Source organism: Pseudomonas sp. G34, from assembly GCF_031119625.1.
In the GTDB taxonomy this organism is placed as follows: domain Bacteria; phylum Pseudomonadota; class Gammaproteobacteria; order Pseudomonadales; family Pseudomonadaceae; genus Aquipseudomonas.
This window is the reverse complement of sequence record NZ_JAVHZV010000030.1, coordinates 191,587-209,367: the sequence shown is the minus strand read 5'-3', so window position 1 is coordinate 209,367 and position 17,781 is coordinate 191,587. Positions and strand designations below refer to the sequence as shown.

The 17,781-nt window shown below is 64.3% G+C and carries 14 protein-coding genes; 6 read left to right on the top strand and 8 right to left on the bottom strand.

All coding sequences use genetic code 11. The features are described 5' to 3' along the window. The first annotated feature begins 164 nt into the window (after positions 1-164). Together QYS36_RS22500 and QYS36_RS22495 are read left to right on the top strand one after the other, a co-directional pair. Positions 165-410, top strand: a complete 246-nt coding sequence (locus tag QYS36_RS22500; RefSeq protein WP_308841594.1) for a type II toxin-antitoxin system CcdA family antitoxin — start codon at positions 165-167, stop codon at positions 408-410. Continuing rightward, positions 410-727 carry a CcdB family protein gene (locus tag QYS36_RS22495; RefSeq protein ID WP_308841593.1) on the top strand — a complete coding sequence of 106 codons (318 nt, stop codon included), beginning with the start codon at positions 410-412 and terminating at the stop codon, positions 725-727. Before QYS36_RS22500 ends, QYS36_RS22495 begins: the two co-directional genes overlap by 1 nt. Before the next feature lie 115 nt (positions 728-842). Here QYS36_RS22495 and QYS36_RS22490 read toward each other — a convergent pair whose 3' ends face one another. From QYS36_RS22490 to ppx, 5 genes are all read right to left on the bottom strand, one after another. Further along, on the bottom strand, positions 843-1,304 hold the full coding sequence (locus tag QYS36_RS22490; protein ID WP_308841592.1) for a hypothetical protein: 462 nt from the start codon (positions 1,302-1,304) through the stop codon (positions 843-845). Between the two features lie 131 nt (positions 1,305-1,435). Then, positions 1,436-2,899, bottom strand: a complete 1,464-nt coding sequence (selO, locus tag QYS36_RS22485) for a protein adenylyltransferase SelO (RefSeq protein ID WP_308841591.1) — start codon at positions 2,897-2,899, stop codon at positions 1,436-1,438. Then, positions 2,896-6,234, bottom strand: a complete 3,339-nt coding sequence (gene mscK / locus QYS36_RS22480) for a mechanosensitive channel MscK (protein ID WP_374990488.1) — start codon at positions 6,232-6,234, stop codon at positions 2,896-2,898. Before mscK ends, selO begins: the two co-directional genes overlap by 4 nt. Before the next feature lie 135 nt (positions 6,235-6,369). Next, positions 6,370-8,121 carry a potassium/proton antiporter gene (locus QYS36_RS22475; protein ID WP_374990487.1) on the bottom strand — a complete coding sequence of 584 codons (1,752 nt, stop codon included), beginning with the start codon at positions 8,119-8,121 and terminating at the stop codon, positions 6,370-6,372. Positions 8,122-8,338: 217 nt separating this feature from the next. Next, complete coding sequence (gene ppx / locus QYS36_RS22470) at positions 8,339-9,844, bottom strand: exopolyphosphatase (RefSeq protein WP_308841588.1); 1,506 nt, start codon at positions 9,842-9,844, stop codon at positions 8,339-8,341. 255 nt (positions 9,845-10,099) lie between these two features. On the opposite strand from ppx, the gene trxA reads away from it, so the two are divergent. The 4 genes from trxA to QYS36_RS22450 all read left to right on the top strand — a co-directional run bounded on the left by trxA (position 10,100) and on the right by QYS36_RS22450 (position 14,663). Next, the gene (gene trxA, locus QYS36_RS22465) at positions 10,100-10,426 is read left to right on the top strand and encodes a thioredoxin TrxA (protein ID WP_308841587.1); all 327 of its coding nucleotides are present in this window, start codon (positions 10,100-10,102) and stop codon (positions 10,424-10,426) included. Between the two features lie 239 nt (positions 10,427-10,665). Continuing rightward, positions 10,666-11,925, top strand: coding sequence for a transcription termination factor Rho (gene rho / locus QYS36_RS22460; protein WP_073262722.1), 1,260 nt, complete (start codon positions 10,666-10,668; stop codon positions 11,923-11,925). A 303-nt stretch (positions 11,926-12,228) separates the two neighbouring features. After that, a complete protein-coding gene (gene ubiD, locus QYS36_RS22455) occupies positions 12,229-13,695 on the top strand; it encodes a 4-hydroxy-3-polyprenylbenzoate decarboxylase (RefSeq protein ID WP_308841586.1) in 1,467 nt (488 codons plus the stop codon). Further along, positions 13,695-14,663, top strand: coding sequence for a CDP-6-deoxy-delta-3,4-glucoseen reductase (locus tag QYS36_RS22450; RefSeq protein WP_308841585.1), 969 nt, complete (start codon positions 13,695-13,697; stop codon positions 14,661-14,663). Before ubiD ends, QYS36_RS22450 begins: the two co-directional genes overlap by 1 nt. 38 nt (positions 14,664-14,701) lie before the next feature. Here the strand turns inward: QYS36_RS22450 and QYS36_RS22445 are convergent, their stop codons facing one another. Genes QYS36_RS22445 through QYS36_RS22435 form a run of 3 tightly spaced genes read right to left on the bottom strand, consistent with a single transcriptional unit; the run spans position 14,702 to position 17,645 of the window. Then, entirely contained in the window at positions 14,702-15,706 is a 1,005-nt protein-coding gene (locus tag QYS36_RS22445; protein ID WP_308841584.1) for an ArsA family ATPase, read from the bottom strand. Next, positions 15,697-15,966: a cory-CC-star protein gene (locus tag QYS36_RS22440; RefSeq protein WP_308841583.1), complete on the bottom strand. Its 270-nt coding sequence runs from the start codon at positions 15,964-15,966 to the stop codon at positions 15,697-15,699. Before QYS36_RS22440 ends, QYS36_RS22445 begins: the two co-directional genes overlap by 10 nt. Continuing rightward, the gene (locus QYS36_RS22435) at positions 15,963-17,645 is read right to left on the bottom strand and encodes a carbon starvation protein A (protein ID WP_308841582.1); all 1,683 of its coding nucleotides are present in this window, start codon (positions 17,643-17,645) and stop codon (positions 15,963-15,965) included. The genes QYS36_RS22440 and QYS36_RS22435 overlap by 4 nt, the downstream gene beginning before the upstream one ends. Between the last annotated feature and the right edge of the window lie 136 nt (positions 17,646-17,781).

Below are 17,781 nucleotides of genomic sequence, written 5' to 3'. Positions count from 1 at the left end.
AGCAAAACGAATGGCCGGCATTATCCGGGTTTTCGCGGGGAAGTCTTGTGTGAGGCAGGCGTGGCGGCTGAGCGGTGGGCCGGATAGCTGCACGCGTCGAAAGGCGCTTTACTCGGATTTTTTATGCGCATAGATTGTGCGCATCACTCGGCAAGGAAATTCTCATGCTGTCTTCATACGATCTCAATGCCCCGAAACGAGCGGCCAACCTTCGCGTCAATGAGGATCTGCTCAACAAGGCCAAGTCGCTCGACATCAACCTCTCCGCCACGCTGGAGAAGGCTCTGGTCCAGGCGCTAAAGGAAAAGCAGCGTGAACAGTGGCTGGCAGACAACCGCCAGGCCATCACGGCTTACAATGAGCACGTAGAGTCCAATGGTGTGTTCAGCGACGAATTGCGGAGCTTCTGATGACGCAGTTTGCCGTTTACAAGAACATCAATCCTGCCACCAGCGCCGCCGTGCCCTTGCTGCTCAATGTACAGAGCGATCTGCTCGCCGAACTCGGTACGCGGGTCGTCGTACCGCTTTATGTAGCCAGCGCCATGCAGGGAAAAATACTGAGAACCCTCACCCCGCGGTTTGATATCGAGGGCGAGCCCTACGTGATGATGACGCCGCAAATGGCCGGTATTGCCAACAAACAGCTGGGGCCCATGGTGGCGGATTTATCGGCGCGGCGTGACGAAATCATCGCGGCGCTTGATCTGCTCATAACCGGCATTTGAGCGAAGTGCGCGATGTATAGGGCGTGTGGGCTGAAGGCTCGATCCGTTAGATCGAATCGACCAGCTGGTTCACGGTGAACCACGGATTACGCCATCGGCCAATCCATCCTGCTGATCACCGATACTGCTTGAGTACCGCTGGCTCTGCTAGCGGCGCAGGCCAGAGCTGCACAAGGTAGTGATCCTCGCCATCGAGGCCATCCTCGGAGAGCGTGTCGGCGCCGGAAATCGACAGCCGCACCCGGTAGGTGCCCGGGGCCAGGGCGAAACGCGATGCGTCCGGGAAGTAATCCGTACAACCCGCAACCACCAGGGTGCCGCAGCGCGCGTCGAGCGAACCTTCGACGACATGATCGAAGCCGGCGGTATCGGCACTTGGCGGTTCCGCGAGGATTTCGAGCGTCACGGCAACGTCCATATTGCGCAGCGTACCGATACCCACGACGCCATCGGCCACGGCCAGCATCCGCTCGACGGCCTCCGGGTTCCAGGCTTGTGACAGATCACCCGAGGCTGCTTCGTCCTGCAGGTAGAACTGGTGGTAGTCGGCGAACAAGGTGAGCTGATGGGTTTGCATGGGGGTGGCCTGCTACAAGGGGGAAGCAAACGCTCCTGATCGGGCCTCACTGCTCGATCCGTATTTACGTGCGGGGTCCAGTGTTAGCGGGTGAGCATGGAGAGGGCATGCTGACGCTGTGTCATCCGCACTCACGACGAACAACTGATCGACAGATGCTTGCCCCAATCCGGTGGGCGCTGCGCGTAATGTTCCTTGCCCGGCTGTTCGTCGAAGGGGCGGGTCAGCACCTTATGCAGGTTCCGTACGGGTTCGTAATCGCCAGCTTCGGCGGCGGCGATGGCTTCCTGGGCCAGGTAGTTGCGTAGCACGTAGAGCGGGTTGACGGCGTGCATGCGCGCCTGGCGCTCGCTCTGTTCGAAGCCTTCGCGGTCGAGGCGGGCCAGGTAGTCGGCGCCCCAGGCGTCGAAGCCCTGGAGGTCGACGAAGTCGTTGCGCACCACGTTCAGGGCCTCGGCCGGGGCCTGGTCGCCGAGGTGGCGGAAGAACAGCGAGTAGTCGGTGGCCTTGCCGGCCTGCATCAGGGTCAGCAGGCGCTGGATCAGTGCTTCGTCACCGTCTTCGGCAGTGGTGAAGCCCAGCCGTTTGCGCATCAGGTCGTGGTAGTGCGCCTGGTAGATCGGCAGGAACAGGTCGAGGGTTTCACGCAGCGTGTCGACGTCCACCAGCGGCGTCAGTGCCTGGGCGAGGGCCGAGAGATTCCAGTGGGCGATGGGCACCTGGTTGCTGAAACTGTAGCGGCCGGTGTCGTCGGAATGGTTGCAGATGTGCTTGGCGTCGAAATCGTCGAGGAAGGCGTAGGGGCCGAAGTCGAAGGTGATGCCGAGGATCGACATGTTGTCGGTGTTCATCACCCCGTGGCAGAAGCCATAGGCCTGCCACCAGGCGATCATTTCCGCGGTGCGCTCCAGCACCGCCTTGAGCAGCGTGGCGTAGGGCTGCGGCTGTTCGAGGCAAGCCGGATAGTGGTGCTCGATGACGTAATCGGCGAGTTGCTTGAGCTGCTCGTGCTGGCGCGTGTAGTAGAAGTATTCGAAGTGGCCGAAGCGGATATGGCTGGGGGCCAGGCGCACCAGCATCGCGGCGCTTTCCTGTTTCTCGCGCCACACCGGCGTGCTCGAGCCGGTCACGCACAGCGCCCGTGAGCTGGGAATGCCGAGGGCGTGCAGCGCTTCGCTGGCGAGAAACTCGCGGATCGATGAGCGCAGCACGGCGCGGCCATCGCCCATGCGCGAGTAGGGGGTCATGCCGGCGCCCTTGAGGTGCAGGTCCCAATGCTCGCCGGCGTCGTTGAGCACTTCGCCGAGCAGCAGGCCGCGGCCATCGCCCAGGCGCGGCGAGTAGCCGCCGAACTGGTGGCCGGAATAGACCATGGCGCGCGGTTCGGCGTCGCTCCACAGCTGGTTGCCGGAGAACAGTTCGGCGAACACCTCGCGCTGCGCTTCGTGCGGGTCGAGATCGAGCAGGGCCAGGGCACTGTCACTGGCCACCACCAGGCGCGGTTCGGCGATGGGCTCGGGCAATATGTGCGTTGAAAAGCCGTCACCCAGGCCGGCGAAGCGATTGTCGAAGGTCAGGGTGTCGAGGGTTTTCACGGTTTGGCCTCGTCTTTTTTCTCGGCGCTCGCCAACTGTTCGTCATCGAGCTTGAGGGTGTCGTGGGGCGCGGCTGCGCGGCTGAGCACGATGTCCATCTTCGGCGTGCTGGACAGGTTGATGTCGTTGTCGGCGAACAGCTGGTCGATACGCCGGTTGAGCTCGTCGGTCGCTGCGCCACGGTCGCCCAGTTCCTTGACGTAGAACTTCAGTTCGTGGGTCAGGCCGTCCGGCGAGTAGAGGCTGAGCTGGGCGGTCGGCGCCGGGTCGCGCATGACCCGCGAATTTTCCTGGGCGGCCTGCAGCAGCAGGTTTCGCACCTTCTCCAGATCGGCGCCACGGTTGACCTTGAAGGTCAGCACGATGCGGGTCACCGTATCGGTCAGGGTCCAGTTGATCAACTGGCTGGTGACGAACGTCTTGTTCGGCACGATGACTTCCTTGCGGTCACTGTCGATGATGTGGGTGGCGCGGATGTGGATGCGCTTGACGGTGCCGGTGACGGTGCCGATGGTTACCAGGTCGCCGATGCGCATGGGCCGCTCGAACAGGATGATCAGTCCGGAGATGAAGTTGGCGAAAATCTCCTGCATGCCGAAACCGATACCCACCGACAGCGCGGCGACCAGCCACTGCAGCTTGTTCCAGCTGACCCCCAGGGTGGACAGGGTGACCACGATACCGGTGCCGAAGATCACGTACGACAGCAGCGTGGTGGTGGCGTAGGCGCTGCCCTGGGCCAGGCGCAGGCGCGACAGTACCAGTACTTCCAGCAGGCCGGGCAGGTTGCGGCCCAGGGCCATGGTGATGGCGGCGATGATCAGTGCGTACAGGGCATCGAGCAGGCTGATCGGCACCAGCGAGGCCGCGCTGCCCACCACGGTACTGCTGTTGTATTCGTAGAGGGTGATGTTGTCGAGGTAGGCGAATACCGAAATCAGATCCGCCCAGACCCAGTACATGGCGGCGATGAAGCTGCCCAGCAGGGTCAGGCGGATCAGGCGCAGGGACTGCTGGTTGACCTGCTCGATGTCCAGTCGCGGGGTTTCCAGCTGGATCTCGGTGCCTTCGCTGTCCTCGGTGGTCTGCGCTTCGCGCTTCGCGGTGGCGCGCTGATAGGCCAGGCGCCGCGCCGCCACGGCCAGGCCGCGTACGAACACCGCCTCGACCACCAGCCAGATCAGCAGCAGGTAGAGGGTGTCGATCAGCCGGTCGCTGAGCTTCAGGGCGGTGTAGTAGTAGCCGAAGCACACCGCCAGGAACAGGCCCAGCGGCAGCATGCTGAACAGCACGCCGATGAACATGCGGAAGGTCGAGGCGTTCTCGCGGGCCGGGCCGCGCAGCAGCAGCTTCTGCAGCAGCCAGATCATCAGGCCGTAGCAGGTCAGTACCACGGCGATGCCGATGACGTCGTCGGACAGGCTCGACGGCTGCTGTTCGGCGACGGTGACCACGGCCACCAGCGCCATTACCACCACGCCCAGCCAGCGGATCTGCCGGTGCAGGTAGGCCACATGGGCCCGCGCCCAGTGGAAATGCAGCTCGGCCACGCCGCCCGGGGTGAAGATGCGGTACACGGTATAGAACACCAGCCAGGCCTGGGCCATGCCGAGAAACGCCGAGCCCAGGTTGACGTTCAGGCCGCGGGCGTCCATCTGCAGGGCGAAGCCGCACAGCGCCAGGAACAGGGTGCCGGGCAGGGCCAGCAGCACGTTGAGGAAAATCGCCACCGGCGTGTGCAGCTGGCTGTCACGCTTGAAGTGGCCGATATCCTTGTGCAGATCGGTGAGTTTCTGGCTCAGGTAGCGGCGCTTGAACAGCAGCAGGCCCATGACCAGCAGCAGCGGCAGGAACAGCAGGGGGCGCTCGATCAGGCCGGCGCCGAGCTGGCTGATGTTGTCCAGCCAGGGCAGGTCGGAGATCTGCCGTTGCAGCTGGGCTGGCGCGGTCTTGAACCAGTCGAGGTTGAGCGGGTTGTTGCTGGGGATCCAGAACATCTGCTCGTCGAGGGTCGCGCGCAGGGCAGTGGCGGTGTCCTGCAGTTGCTTCTGGTTGAGCTGCAGGGTGATCGATTCGTTGAGCAGCGCGTTGAGTTCGCGGTTCAGTCGGTCGTGCAGGGCTCGGCGGGTATCGATCAGGTCCAGCAGCGATTCGCGCAGCTCCGGTGTCACGCTTTCCGGCGGCTGGGTGGCCAGCTGCTTGTCGACGTAGGCGCCGGGATTGGAAATCTGCTCGCGCTGCTGGTTGAGCTCGAACTGGTAGAGGCGAATGTCGGCGATTTCGTCGGCTAGCCCGGTGTCGAGCTTGAGCTTGGGCAGCGACTGCTTCTGCTTGTAGAGAATCTTGGACAGCAGCAGGCTGCCCTGCAGCACGCTGATCTGGTCGTCGAGGGCCTGGTCGGTCTGGTTGAGGCTGTCGAGCTGCTGCTGGGTGCGCAGGTTGAGCTGGGTCAGTTCGTTGAGGCGATCGGTGCCGCGCAGCAGGTAGTCGGAGAGCTTGAGATTCAGCGCGCTCTCGCGTGACAACAGGGTGTCGGAGCCGCCGACCTTCTGCGCTTCCATGGACTGCTCGGCCACGGTGCGCTCGGACTGGTCGCGGCGCTTTTCATTGATCAGGTTCTGCAGCTCCTGCAGCTCGACGTCGAGGCGCCTGATGCGCTCGTCGAGCAGGTCGCGCTGGGCGCTGCCCAGGTCCTGCAGCACGCTGTTGCCGGCCATTTCCTGGCGCCGCAGCTGGGTCAGGGCGGCCAGCTGGGCCAGTTCGGCCTTGAGCTGGTTGACGCGCTCGGCGCTCAGCGGCTTGCCGTCCTCGCGGCCGTTCTTGAGCAGGGTGTTGATCTGCTGGGCGCGCGTCTGGTTGCCGCTGATCTCTGCCTGGGCACGCTCGGGACGCGTCTGTGCGGTGATGATCAGGGTGTTGGCGTCGTTGATCTGCTTCTGCCAGTCGCTGAGCTGGGCGCTGCGCTCGCTGAGAATCTGTTCCAGCTGGGCGACACTGGTGCTGGCGTAGCGCTGGGCCACGGGCACCACCTTGGTGGCCTTGAGCTTTTCCAGTTCGCGGTGGGCGTCCTGGGTCTGCCGGGGCGCCTGGGCCAGCTGCTTTTCCAGCGCGGCCAGTTTCTGCTGGCTATCGGCCTGGGCGTTGAGCGCATCCAGGGTCTTTTCCAGCGTCTGGCGCACCTGGGTCTGCTCGGGCTCGACCAGCTTGCGATCGGCGAGGGTGTCCAGGCTGCGCTGCACGTCGGCAGCGGTCGGGTTGGCGTCGGCCCAGGCGGGCGAGTTGGCCAGGCACAGGCCCAGCAGGAAAACGGCAAGCAAACGACGGAAAGAGTGCATGGTCATGATCGCGGGGGTGGAGTCCTGCTGAGTCTACAGACTGGTGAGAAGTCCCGCGCGGCGATCTGTCACTGGCTGCCGCGCCTCAGCCCCGCCCGCTGGGCAGGGCGCCGGAAAGGCGGGCTGGGGGGATCGTCAGAACGACAGACCAGGGCCCGGGCGAGCGCCTTCGGGGAATCTGACGCCGACCTTGCGGATCTTGTTCCCGTCCATCTCGGCGACGGTCCAGGCCATGCCCTGCCATTCGATCTGGTCGCCCACCACGGTTTCGCCGTCGATCAGGTGGCTGATGAAGTGGCCCAGCGATTGCCCGACATCCTCCGGCTCCACGTGCAGCCCGTAAAGCGCTGCCACCGCGTCGAGCTGGGCATCGCCTTCCAGCACGAAGTCGCCGAAGAAACGCAGGTCCTGGGATTTCTTCGGCGGCTGGATGAACAGCTTGCCCAGCGCGGGCAGGTCGTGCTCATGGCCGATGACGCACAGCAGGTCGCCGGCTTCCAGCTTGGTGCTGCCAGAGGGGTGCAGCAGCTCGTTGCCGCGAAACAGTGCGGCGACCCGGGTATCCTTGGGCATGTTCAGTTCCCGCAGCGGCGCGCCGATGCACCACTTTTCGGCGCCCAGGCGGTAGATGAACATTTCCCACTGGCTGGTGGGGTGGATCATCAGGCCGCTGCGGGAAATCGGCGAGGGCGATGGCGGGATTTCCACCTTGGCCTTGCGTGCCGCCCAGCCCAGCGAGGTGCCCTGCACGAGCAGGGAAACCAGCACGATGAAGAAGGCGACATTGAAGAACAGCTGGGCATTGTCCAGGCCGGCCATCAGCGGGAACACCGCGAGAATCACCGGCACGGCGCCGCGCAGGCCGATCCAGGAGATGAACAGCCGCTCGCGCAGGTGGAACATCTTGAACGGCAGCAGCCCGACGAACACCGACAGCGGCCGTGCGAAGAGAATCATCCACAGCGACAGCGCCAGCGCCGGCACGGCGATGGGCAGCAGCTCGCTGGGCGTGAGCAGCAGGCCGAGCACCAGGAACATGCCGATCTGACTCAGCCAGGCCAGGCCGTCGAACATGTGCAAGATGCCGTTGCGGTTCTGGATCGGCTGGTTGCCCATCATCAGGCCGCAGACGTATACCGCGAGGATGCCGCTGCCACCCAGGGTGCCGGACAGCGCATAGATGAAGATGCCGCCGCTGACCGCCAACAGGGGATACAGGCCGTCGGCGATGGTCAGGCGGTTGATCAATTGCAGCAGCAGCCAGCCGCCGCCGGCGCCCAGGGCGATGCCGACCCCGAACTGCCAGACCAGGTCGGTCAATAGCGACCAGCTGAAGCTGGTCTGGCCGCTGGCCAGCATGGCGATCAACGAGACGGTGAGGAACATCGCCATCGGGTCATTGCTGCCTGACTCGATCTCCAGGGTGGAGCCGACGCGTTCGTTGAGGTCCTTGCCATTGAGCAGATTGAACACCACGGCCGCGTCGGTGGAACCGACGATGGCGCCGATCAGCAGGCCCTCGAGAAGTGTCAGGTTGAACAGCCAGGCCGCTGCCAGGCCGGTAAGCCCCGCGGTGATGGCCACGCCGACGGTGGCCAGCGAGAGTGCCGGCCACAGCGCCACGCGGAAGGTGGCCTTGCGGGTGCGCATGCCGCCGTCGAGCAGGATCACGGCCAGGGCCAGGTTACTGATCAGGTAGGCGAGCGAATAATCATTGAAAACGATGCCGCCGATACCATCGACGCCTGCCAGCATGCCCACGGCAAGGAAGATCACCAGAATGGGTACGCCAAGGCGCGTGGACAGGGAACTGACGGCGATGCTCGCACCCACCATTAAGGCGCCAATCAGAAACAGGCTGTTAACTGTGGTGCTATCCAACGTCATCACTCTTGGTAAGGTTTTAAGGCCAACCCGGATTCTATCCTGATGGTTATTGAAGCTGTCAAAAATAGGTGGTTGCGCCACGTTACCGGGGGTTTCGCCAGCGCCGCGAGCGCACCTGGCCGTGGGCGATGCGCGGCGATCCGCTGCCGCGCATCGCCGGCCAGCAATGCCTGGTTATCGCGTGTGAGCCTTCAGGCGCCTGGTTCAGGCGCCGCCGTCAGCTGACGGTCAGGGTCAGGTCGATGCGCTTGAGCCACTCGGCTTCGCTTTCGAAATCCGCCTGGGTCAGCGGATTTGCCGCCAGCCAGCCTCGCGGAAACTCGATGGCCAGGCTGGTGGGCCCAGCCTTCAGGCGCACACTGGGCATGTTCTGGCTGCCGCGAATGTGGTGGAACAGGATGGCAAAGCGCAGCAGCACGCAGAGGCGCACCAGCTTCACGCCCTCGTCGCCGAACTCGGTGAGTTTTTCCTTGGGGATGTTGCGGCGGTGGCCACGCACCAGCAGGGCCAGCATCTGCTGATCCTGGCGCGAGAAGCCGGCCAGGTCGGAGTGCTCGATCAGGTAGGCGCCATGCTTGTGGTACTGATAGTGGGCGATGTCCAGGCCGACCTCGTGCACCTTGGCTGCCCAGCTGAGCAGTTCGCGGTGCCAGTCGTCGGTCAGCTCCCAGTCCTTGGCGACCTTGTCGAGGGCCGACAGCGCCTTGGCTTCCACTCGTGCAGCCTGCTCCTGATCGACGTGGTAACGCTCCATGAACGCCGACAGGGTGCGCTCGCGGACGTCTTCATGCTGATGACGGCCGAGCAGGTCGTAGAGCACGCCTTCGCGCAGCGCGCCTTCGGAGTGGCTCATGCGGTTCAGTTCGCAGGCATCGAAGATGGCTTCGAGAATGGCCAGGCCGGCCGGGAAGATTGGCCGGCGATCGGGTTTCAGGCCATCGAGGTCAAGGCGTTCGACATCGCCGCACTTGAATACCTTGCGCTTGAGCCAGGCCAGGCCTTCGGCGGTGACTTCGCCGTTGTTGCTCAGGCCGGCGGACTGGATCGCCAGGCCGATGGCCTTGATGGTGCCCGAGGCGCCCACCGCGTCCTGCCAGCCGAGGCGGCTCAGGCCATGCTCGATGCCCATGATCTCCAGGCGCGCGGCGGTATAGGCCTGGGCGTAGCGTGCCGGGGTGATCTTGCCGTCCTTGAAGTAGCGCTGGGTATAGCTGACGCAGCCCATCTGCAGGCTTTCGCGCAGCAGCGGCTCGAAACGCTGGCCGATGATGAATTCGGTACTGCCGCCGCCGATATCGGCGACCAGGCGCCTGCCGGGGGTGTCGGCAATGGTGTGCGACACGCCCAGGTAGATGAGGCGGGCTTCTTCGCGCCCGGAAATCACTTCCACCTGATGGCCCAGCAGCGCCTCGGCCCGGCGGATGAATTCGGCGCGGTTGCGCGCCTCGCGCAGGGCATTGGTGCCGACGATGCGCACGGCGCCCTGGGGCAGGCTGTTGGTCAGCTGGGCGAAGCGGCTCAGGCAGTCGAGGCCGCGCTGCATGGCTTCTTCGCTGAGCTGGCGCTGCTCGTCGATGCCCGCCGCCAGTTGTACCTTGTCACCGAGTCGCTCGAGGATGCGAATCTCGCCGTGGTCGGCCTTGGCCAGCACCATATGAAAGCTGTTGGAGCCCAGATCGATGGCGGCAACCAGGGGAAAGGACTCGGAGTGGGTTTGCGGCATGATCAGTCAATCTCGAGGCAGAACCCCGCCATCGTGCCACGATAGACCGCGCACGCCAACGCATACGCGCATGGCCGGCAGCCGACCGGCTGTTTGCAGGCAGTCTGCCGTGGGCATTCTGCGCGGTCTCGCCCATTGGCCGTATCGATAGCCTCTATGGCTACGCTCAATGGCCAGCGCCTTCCTGTGTCACGCTAGCCGGGCTATCATGGCCGTCACTTTTATCGTTATTGCGTGCCAACACGGAGACTTCCCATGAGTGAATTCATCACCAATGTAAGCGATGCCAGCTTCGATCAGGACGTCATCCAGGCTGATGGCCCGGTACTGGTCGACTACTGGGCCGAGTGGTGCGGCCCGTGCAAGATGATCGCGCCGGTGCTGGACGAAATCTCCAGGGAATATCAGGGCAAGCTGAAGGTCTGCAAACTGAACATCGACGAAAACCAGGACACCCCGCCCAAGTACGGCGTGCGTGGCATTCCGACCCTGATGCTGTTCAAGAACGGCAGCGTCGAGGCCACCAAGGTCGGCGCACTGTCCAAGTCGCAACTGGCTGCCTTCATCGACGCCAACCTGTAAGCGTCGCCGAAAAGCCCCGTAGACAACGGGGCTTTTTTCTGCCCGAAGGCTAGACGCCTTTGCAAAGCCGATGTTACATTCGGGCCGTCGCTTTTCCTAAGCGACCCCCTGCACGCCGCTGCCGACGCATTCCTAATCGAACATTCGACAATAAAGCGGGCGCCTGTCGCCTCCTCGCGGTGCGGCCTCTCAAGCTCAATGCTTACCATTCCCTCCTTATACGACTACGTCATTCCTATATGAATCTGACTGAACTCAAGCAAAAGCCGATTACCGACCTGCTGCAATTGGCCGAAGAAATGGGCATAGAAAATATGGCCCGTTCGCGCAAGCAGGACGTGATTTTCTCCCTGCTCAAGAAGCACGCGAAAAGCGGTGAGGAGATCTCCGGTGATGGCGTGTTGGAGATTCTCCAGGACGGCTTCGGCTTCCTCCGCTCCGCAGACGCTTCCTATCTTGCCGGCCCTGACGATATCTACGTCTCGCCGAGTCAGATTCGTCGCTTCAACCTGCGCACCGGTGACACCATCGTTGGCAAGATCCGCCCGCCGAAGGAAGGCGAGCGGTACTTCGCGCTGCTCAAGGTCGACACGATCAACTTTGATCGTCCCGAGAACGCGAAGAACAAGATTCTGTTCGAGAACCTCACGCCGCTGTTCCCCAACAAGCGCCTGACCATGGAAGCCGGCAACGGCTCCACCGAGGACATCACCGGCCGGGTGATCGACCTCTGTGCGCCTATCGGCAAGGGCCAGCGTGGCTTGATCGTCGCACCGCCAAAAGCCGGTAAGACCATCATGCTGCAGAACATCGCAGCCAACATCGCGCGTAACAACCCCGAGTGCCACCTGATCGTTCTGTTGATCGACGAGCGCCCGGAAGAAGTGACCGAGATGCAGCGCACCGTGCGCGGCGAAGTGGTCGCCTCGACCTTCGACGAGCCGCCGACCCGCCACGTGCAGGTCGCCGAGATGGTCATCGAGAAGGCCAAGCGCCTGGTCGAGCACAAGAAGGATGTGGTCATCCTGCTCGACTCCATCACCCGTCTGGCGCGTGCCTACAACACCGTGATCCCGAGCTCCGGCAAGGTGCTGACCGGTGGTGTCGACGCCCACGCCCTGGAGAAGCCGAAGCGCTTCTTCGGTGCCGCGCGTAACATCGAGGAAGGCGGCTCGCTGACCATCATCGCTACCGCGCTGGTGGAAACCGGCTCGAAGATGGACGAAGTGATCTACGAGGAATTCAAGGGTACCGGCAACATGGAGCTGCCCCTGGATCGTCGTATCGCCGAGAAGCGCGTATTCCCGGCCATCAACATCAACCGCGCCGGTACCCGCCGCGAAGAGTTGCTGACCGCCGAAGACGAGCTGCAGCGCATGTGGATCCTGCGCAAGCTGCTGCACCCGATGGACGAGATCGCCGCCATCGAGTTCCTGATCGACAAGCTCAAGGCTACCAAGACTAACGACGAGTTCTTCATGTCCATGAAGCGCAAGTAAGAGGATCTACTGCGCGAATGCCATGCTTCGTTGAAAACCGGCTCAGAAAGCCGCTTGCGGCTAACGCACTTTAGTGCGGCCCCGAAGGGGCGAGCGGAGCGAGTCATGCTCATGTACAAAAGTACACTCCGCTTTTTCGCCGTTTTTCGCCTCGCCTGACCTTCGCTCGCTACGATCCAGTACTTACTGGTGGCACAAAAAAGCCGGGGAAACCCGGCTTTTGTTTGTCTGTAGTATCGACGTTGTTCTGCAAGTCCGACTTCGGCGCTAAACTTTGCGCCCCGATTCGAGTGAGGTTCCAGCATGCAGTATCGCGATCTGCGCGACTTTATCCGCGGCCTGGAAGCGCGCGGCGAGCTCAAGCGCATCAAGGCGCCGGTATCGCCGAACCTGGAAATGACCGAGGTGTGCGACCGGACCCTGCGCAAGGGTGGCCCGGCACTGCTGTTCGAGAACCCCACCGGTCACAGCGTACCGGTACTCGGCAACCTGTTCGGCACGCCCAAGCGCGTGGCGCTGGGCATGGGCGCCGAGGAAGTCTCGGAGCTGCGCGAGATCGGCAAGCTGCTGGCGTTTCTCAAGGAGCCCGAGCCACCGAAGGGCCTCAAGGATGCCTGGAACAAGCTGCCGATCTTCAAGAAGGTCATCAGCATGGCGCCGAAAGTGCTCAAGGATGCGCCCTGCCACGAAGTGATCGAGGAGGGCGACGATGTCGACCTGGCCAAGTTGCCGATCCAGCACTGCTGGCCGGGCGACGTGGCGCCGCTGATCACCTGGGGTCTGACCATCACCAAGGGGCCCAACAAGGAGCGCCAGAATCTCGGCATCTACCGTCAGCAGGTGATCGGCCGCAACAAGGTGATCATGCGCTGGCTCAGCCACCGCGGCGGTGCGCTGGATTATCGCGAATGGTGCCAGAAACATCCGGGCAAACCCTATCCGGTGTGCGTGGCGCTGGGCGCCGATCCGGCGACCATTCTTGGCGCCGTCACGCCGGTGCCCGATACCCTCTCCGAATACGCCTTCGCCGGCCTGTTGCGCGGCCATCGCACCGAGCTGGTCAAGGCCATCGGCAGTGATCTGCAGGTGCCGGCCAGTGCCGAGATCGTTCTCGAGGGGGTGATCCACCCCGGCGAGACGGCGCCGGAAGGCCCGTATGGCGACCACACCGGTTACTACAACGAGGTCGACACCTTCCCGGTGTTCACCATCGAGCGCATCACCCGCCGCCGTGACCCGATCTACCACTCGACCTACACCGGCCGGCCACCAGATGAGCCGGCGATTCTCGGGGTGGCGCTGAACGAAGTGTTCGTGCCGATCCTGCAGAAGCAGTTCCCGGAGATCACCGACTTCTACCTGCCGCCGGAAGGCTGTTCCTACCGCATGGCGGTGGTGACCATGAAGAAGCAGTACCCGGGCCACGCCAAGCGCGTGATGCTCGGTGTGTGGTCGTTCCTGCGACAGTTCATGTACACCAAGTTCGTTATCGTCACCGATGACGACATCAATGCCCGCGACTGGAACGACGTGATCTGGGCCATCACCACGCGCATGGACCCCAAGCGCGACACGGTGATGATCGAGAACACGCCGATCGACTACCTGGATTTCGCTTCGCCGATCTCCGGCCTGGGCTCGAAGATGGGCCTGGACGCCACCCACAAGTGGCCAGGCGAAACCAATCGCGAGTGGGGCCGGGCGATCGTCAAGGACGAGGCGGTCACCAAGCGGGTCGATGAAATGTGGAGCGAGTTGGGAATCGATTGATGAAGGTCACCCTGCAACCCTCCGGCGCGGTGCTCGATGTCGACGCTGGCGAAGCCATCCTCGATGCCGCCCGACGCCTGGGCTACACCTGCCCGCAGAGCTGCCGCAATGGCAATTGCCATGTCTGTGGCGCGCTGCTGGTCGAGGGCCGTGTGCGCCAGAATGGCGTCGAGCTGGATCATGGCGAGCTGTACACCTGCATCGCCGAACCACTGCAAGATTGCGTGCTGCACTGGGATGGCGTGCTGCTGCCTGGCGAACTGCCGGTGCGCAGCCTGGGTTGCCAGGTGCTGGGCTGCATCGACGCGGGTGGCGATGTGTGGCGCGTGCTGCTGCGTGCGCCGGCTGGCAAGCCGCCACGTTATCACGCCGGTCAGTACCTGCTGATCGAGCGCCAGGACGGCGAGAAGTCAGCCTTCTCCCTGGCCTCGGCGCCGCAGCAGGGCCGTGATCTGGAGCTGCATATCCTCGCCCGCGAGGCCAGTGCCCTGAACCTGCTGCAGCAGCTGCGCGAGCAGGGCACGGCACGGGTGCAACTGCCGTTCGGTGATGCCCACCTGGCCGAGCTGCCGGACGGGCCGCTGGTGCTGATCGCCGCCGGTACCGGCATGGCGCAGATGCATAGCCTGATCGAAGAGTGCCGCTCGCGTGGTTTCCAGCATCCGGTGCACCTGTACTGGGGCGCCCGCCGGCCTGAAGACTTCTATCAACTGCCGCACTGGGATGAATGGCTGGCATTGCCCAACCTGTCCCTGCATCAGGTGGTCAGCGATCAGTGTGGCTGGACGGGCCGTTGTGGCCTGTTGCACGAAGCCGTTCGCGAGGACTTCGCGGATCTGCGCGCGCTGCATGTCTACGCCAGCGGTTCGCCGAGCATGGTCTATGCGACGCTGGACGCCCTGGTCGAGGCGGGGATGGACGCCCACCAGATGCGTGCCGACGTGTTCGCCTACGCGCCGCGAGGCTGAATGGAACACGCCGCCATCTGGCGGCTGGCTCCGGCGCGTCAGCCTGTGGCGGGCTCGGCCAGCCGCTCGGCAAAGGCGTGCAGCGCTGGCAGCCCCTGTACATCGGCCGCCAGCAGCGGCAGTTGCTGCATCGGCAGATGCCCCAATACCTGGCGCAGCTCATCCAGGTAGCGCTCCTCCTGTTCCCGGCGTTCGGCCAGAAAGGCGCCGACATCGGCCGGCGAGCGTTTGTTGACCACCAGCCCCGCGACATTCACCCCGCTGCGCTGCAGCTGGGCATGCAGCTCGATGCTCTCCAGCACCGGCAGGCGCTCGGCCGCCAGGACGATGACGAAGGCGCATTGCCGACCATCGCCGAGTACCTCGCGCAGCCGGCCGAAGCGCTGCCGCCGGCGATCGAGCAGGCGACGCACCTGAGTGTCGCGATCATCCGCCGAGTCGCCCGGTTCGCGGCCCAGCAGCGTCTCGCCAAAGCCGCGGTCGTCGCCACCCAGGTTGCGCAGCACCGCCGCAAAGCCGGTGCTGCGCTCACGGCGGCGCATCAGGCCTTCGGTCCAGGCTGCCATCATCTCCGGCAGCGCCATCAGGCGTGCGGTATGCCCCGAAGGCGCGGTGTCGAAGACCACCAGGTCATAGTCGTGCAGGCCGTTGTCGAGCGTTTCGGCGATGCGCTCGAGCAGCGCGGCCTCGTGCATGCCCGGCGCATCGCGTGACAGGCTCATGTGTTTGTCCACTTCGCCGGCCAGGTGCGCCGGCATCAGCTTGCGCAGCGCCGCGCCCACTTCGCTCAGGTGCTGTTCGACGCTGGCCTGCGGGTCGAGCTCCAGGCCGTCGAGGCCCTCGGCCAGCGCCACCGGGCTTGGCCCCACCGGGCGGCCCCAGAGGTGGCCCAGGTTGTGCGCCGGGTCGGTGGACACCAGCAGCACGCGGCGTCCGCTGCGCGCCTGGGCCAGCGCGGTAGCCGCCGACACCGTGGTCTTGCCGACGCCGCCCTTGCCGCCGATGAACAGCACGCGACGTTTCTCCGCCAGTTCTAGCAGCATCCGATATGGTCCAATGGCGAGCGCTCCATGCCCATGCGCCGATGCCAGTCGTGGAAGCGTTCGTACAGCACCGGCATCAGCTCCAGGGTGTAATAGGCCGCGGGGTTGGGCACGCCGAGGTTTTCGCTGAACACCAACAGCATGAACAGATCGTCCTCGTCGCGCCGGGCGCGGGCGAAGGTTCGCCGGTACGGCGCGACGTAGAATTCGCGCAGCCCGGCCGATACCCGTTGCAGCAACGGCGCCTCGCGCCCGCTCACTCGCGGGCCTCGCCTGGCGCATCAGCCTCGACCGGGTCGCGGCCCTGGCGCATGGCGATGAACGACTCCAGGGTTACCCACAGCGCAGCGATCAGGATCACCACGTCCATGCCCAGCAGCAGCCAGTTTTCGGCGCGGTAGAACTGGCCCATCTGCACCAGCAGGGCGAAGATCGACATGGCCAGCAGGAACACCAAGGGCACCAGGGTGTAGATCGCCGGGCGGCCCTTCTTGATCAGGATCACGGTAATGATCGCCAGGGTCAGGCCGGCCAGCAGCTGGTTGGTGGTGCCGAACAGCGGCCAGATGATCATGCCTCCGCTGCCATCGGCGCCGGCACCGAAGGCCAGGGTCATGCACACGCCAACGGCCAGCACGGTGCCGACCAGGGTGTTGACCCTGATCCCGGCCAGCTCGCCGGCTTCCTGGATGACGAAACGCTGCAGGCGCAGGCCGGTATCCATGGTGGTGCCGGCGAACAGGATGGCCATCACCGCCAGAATGGTCGCACCGAGATCGGCCGGCAGGCCCAGGCCGTTGGCCAGCAGGGTGCCGCCACCGGTCACGAAGGCATTGACGCCCCCGGTGCCGAACGCGGTGTACACCGCCTGCCAGTCCACCAGGGTGGCGAAGCCGGCGGTGCAGCAGATGATCGCCGCCAGCGACAGCATGCCTTCACCCACGGCGCCGAAATAGCCGACGAAACGGGCGTCGGTTTCCTTGTCCAGCTGCTTGGAGGTGGTGCCCGAGGCGACCAGGCCGTGGAAGCCGGAAATGGCGCCACAGGCGATGGTCACGAACAGCAGCGGCACGATGCTCGGGGTGTTGTCCGGCAGGGCAGTGTTGAACGCGGGGGCGACGATCTCCGGCGCTCCGAACAGCACTGCCGTGTACAGCAGGCCGAGGCCGACGAACAGTTGCAGGCCGTTGATGTAGTCGCGCGGTTGCAGCAGCACCCACACCGGCAGCAGCGAGGCGATGGCCGCGTAGGCGAACAGCAGCAGGATCCACACCGACTTGGCCGACAGGCCCAGCACGGTTTCCGGCAGCACCACCGGCACCGCGTTACCCAGCAGGATCAGCGCGTAGAGCACCGCCACGCCAATGATCGATGGCCACAGCAGGCCCACCTTGTAGCGGTAGATCGCCTGGCCGATGAGCAGCGCCACGATGATCGCACCCCACACCGGAATCACCGAGGTTGGCGTCGAGACCAGCAGGTTGGAGATGACCGCGGCGAAGGCGCCATTGACCATCAGCAGCACCAGGAAGATCACCACCAGGAACAGGCTGCGCCCGCGGGCGCCGATCAGCCGGCCGCTGAGCATGCCGATGGACTGGCCGCGGTTGCGGGCGCTGGCCCACAGGGCGCCGAAGTCATGTACGCCGGCGAAGAAGATGGTGCCCAACGTGACCCACAGGAAGGCCGGGCCCCAGCCCCAGATCACCGCGATCGCCGGCCCGACGATGGGCGCGGCGCCCGCCACCGACGTGAAATGGTGGCCCCACAGCACGAAACGGTTGGTCGGCACGTAGTCGACCCCATCGCCCATGGTATGGGCCGGCGTGCGGTAGTCGGGATCGAGTCGGTATATCCGTTCGGCGATGAACTTGGAATAGAACAGATAGCCCAGTGACATGGCGCTCAGGCCAACCAGCATCAGCAGGATAGAACTCATCGTTGCGTTCCTTCGGCTTCGCCCCGTTGCCCCGGCACGCCGACCGCGGAATCTGGCCCCCACGTCATGGCAGGTCAGGGCGTTATTTTTATCAAGCGGCCCAGGCCGCATTTAAGGCACGCTGCACAGCGCAGGC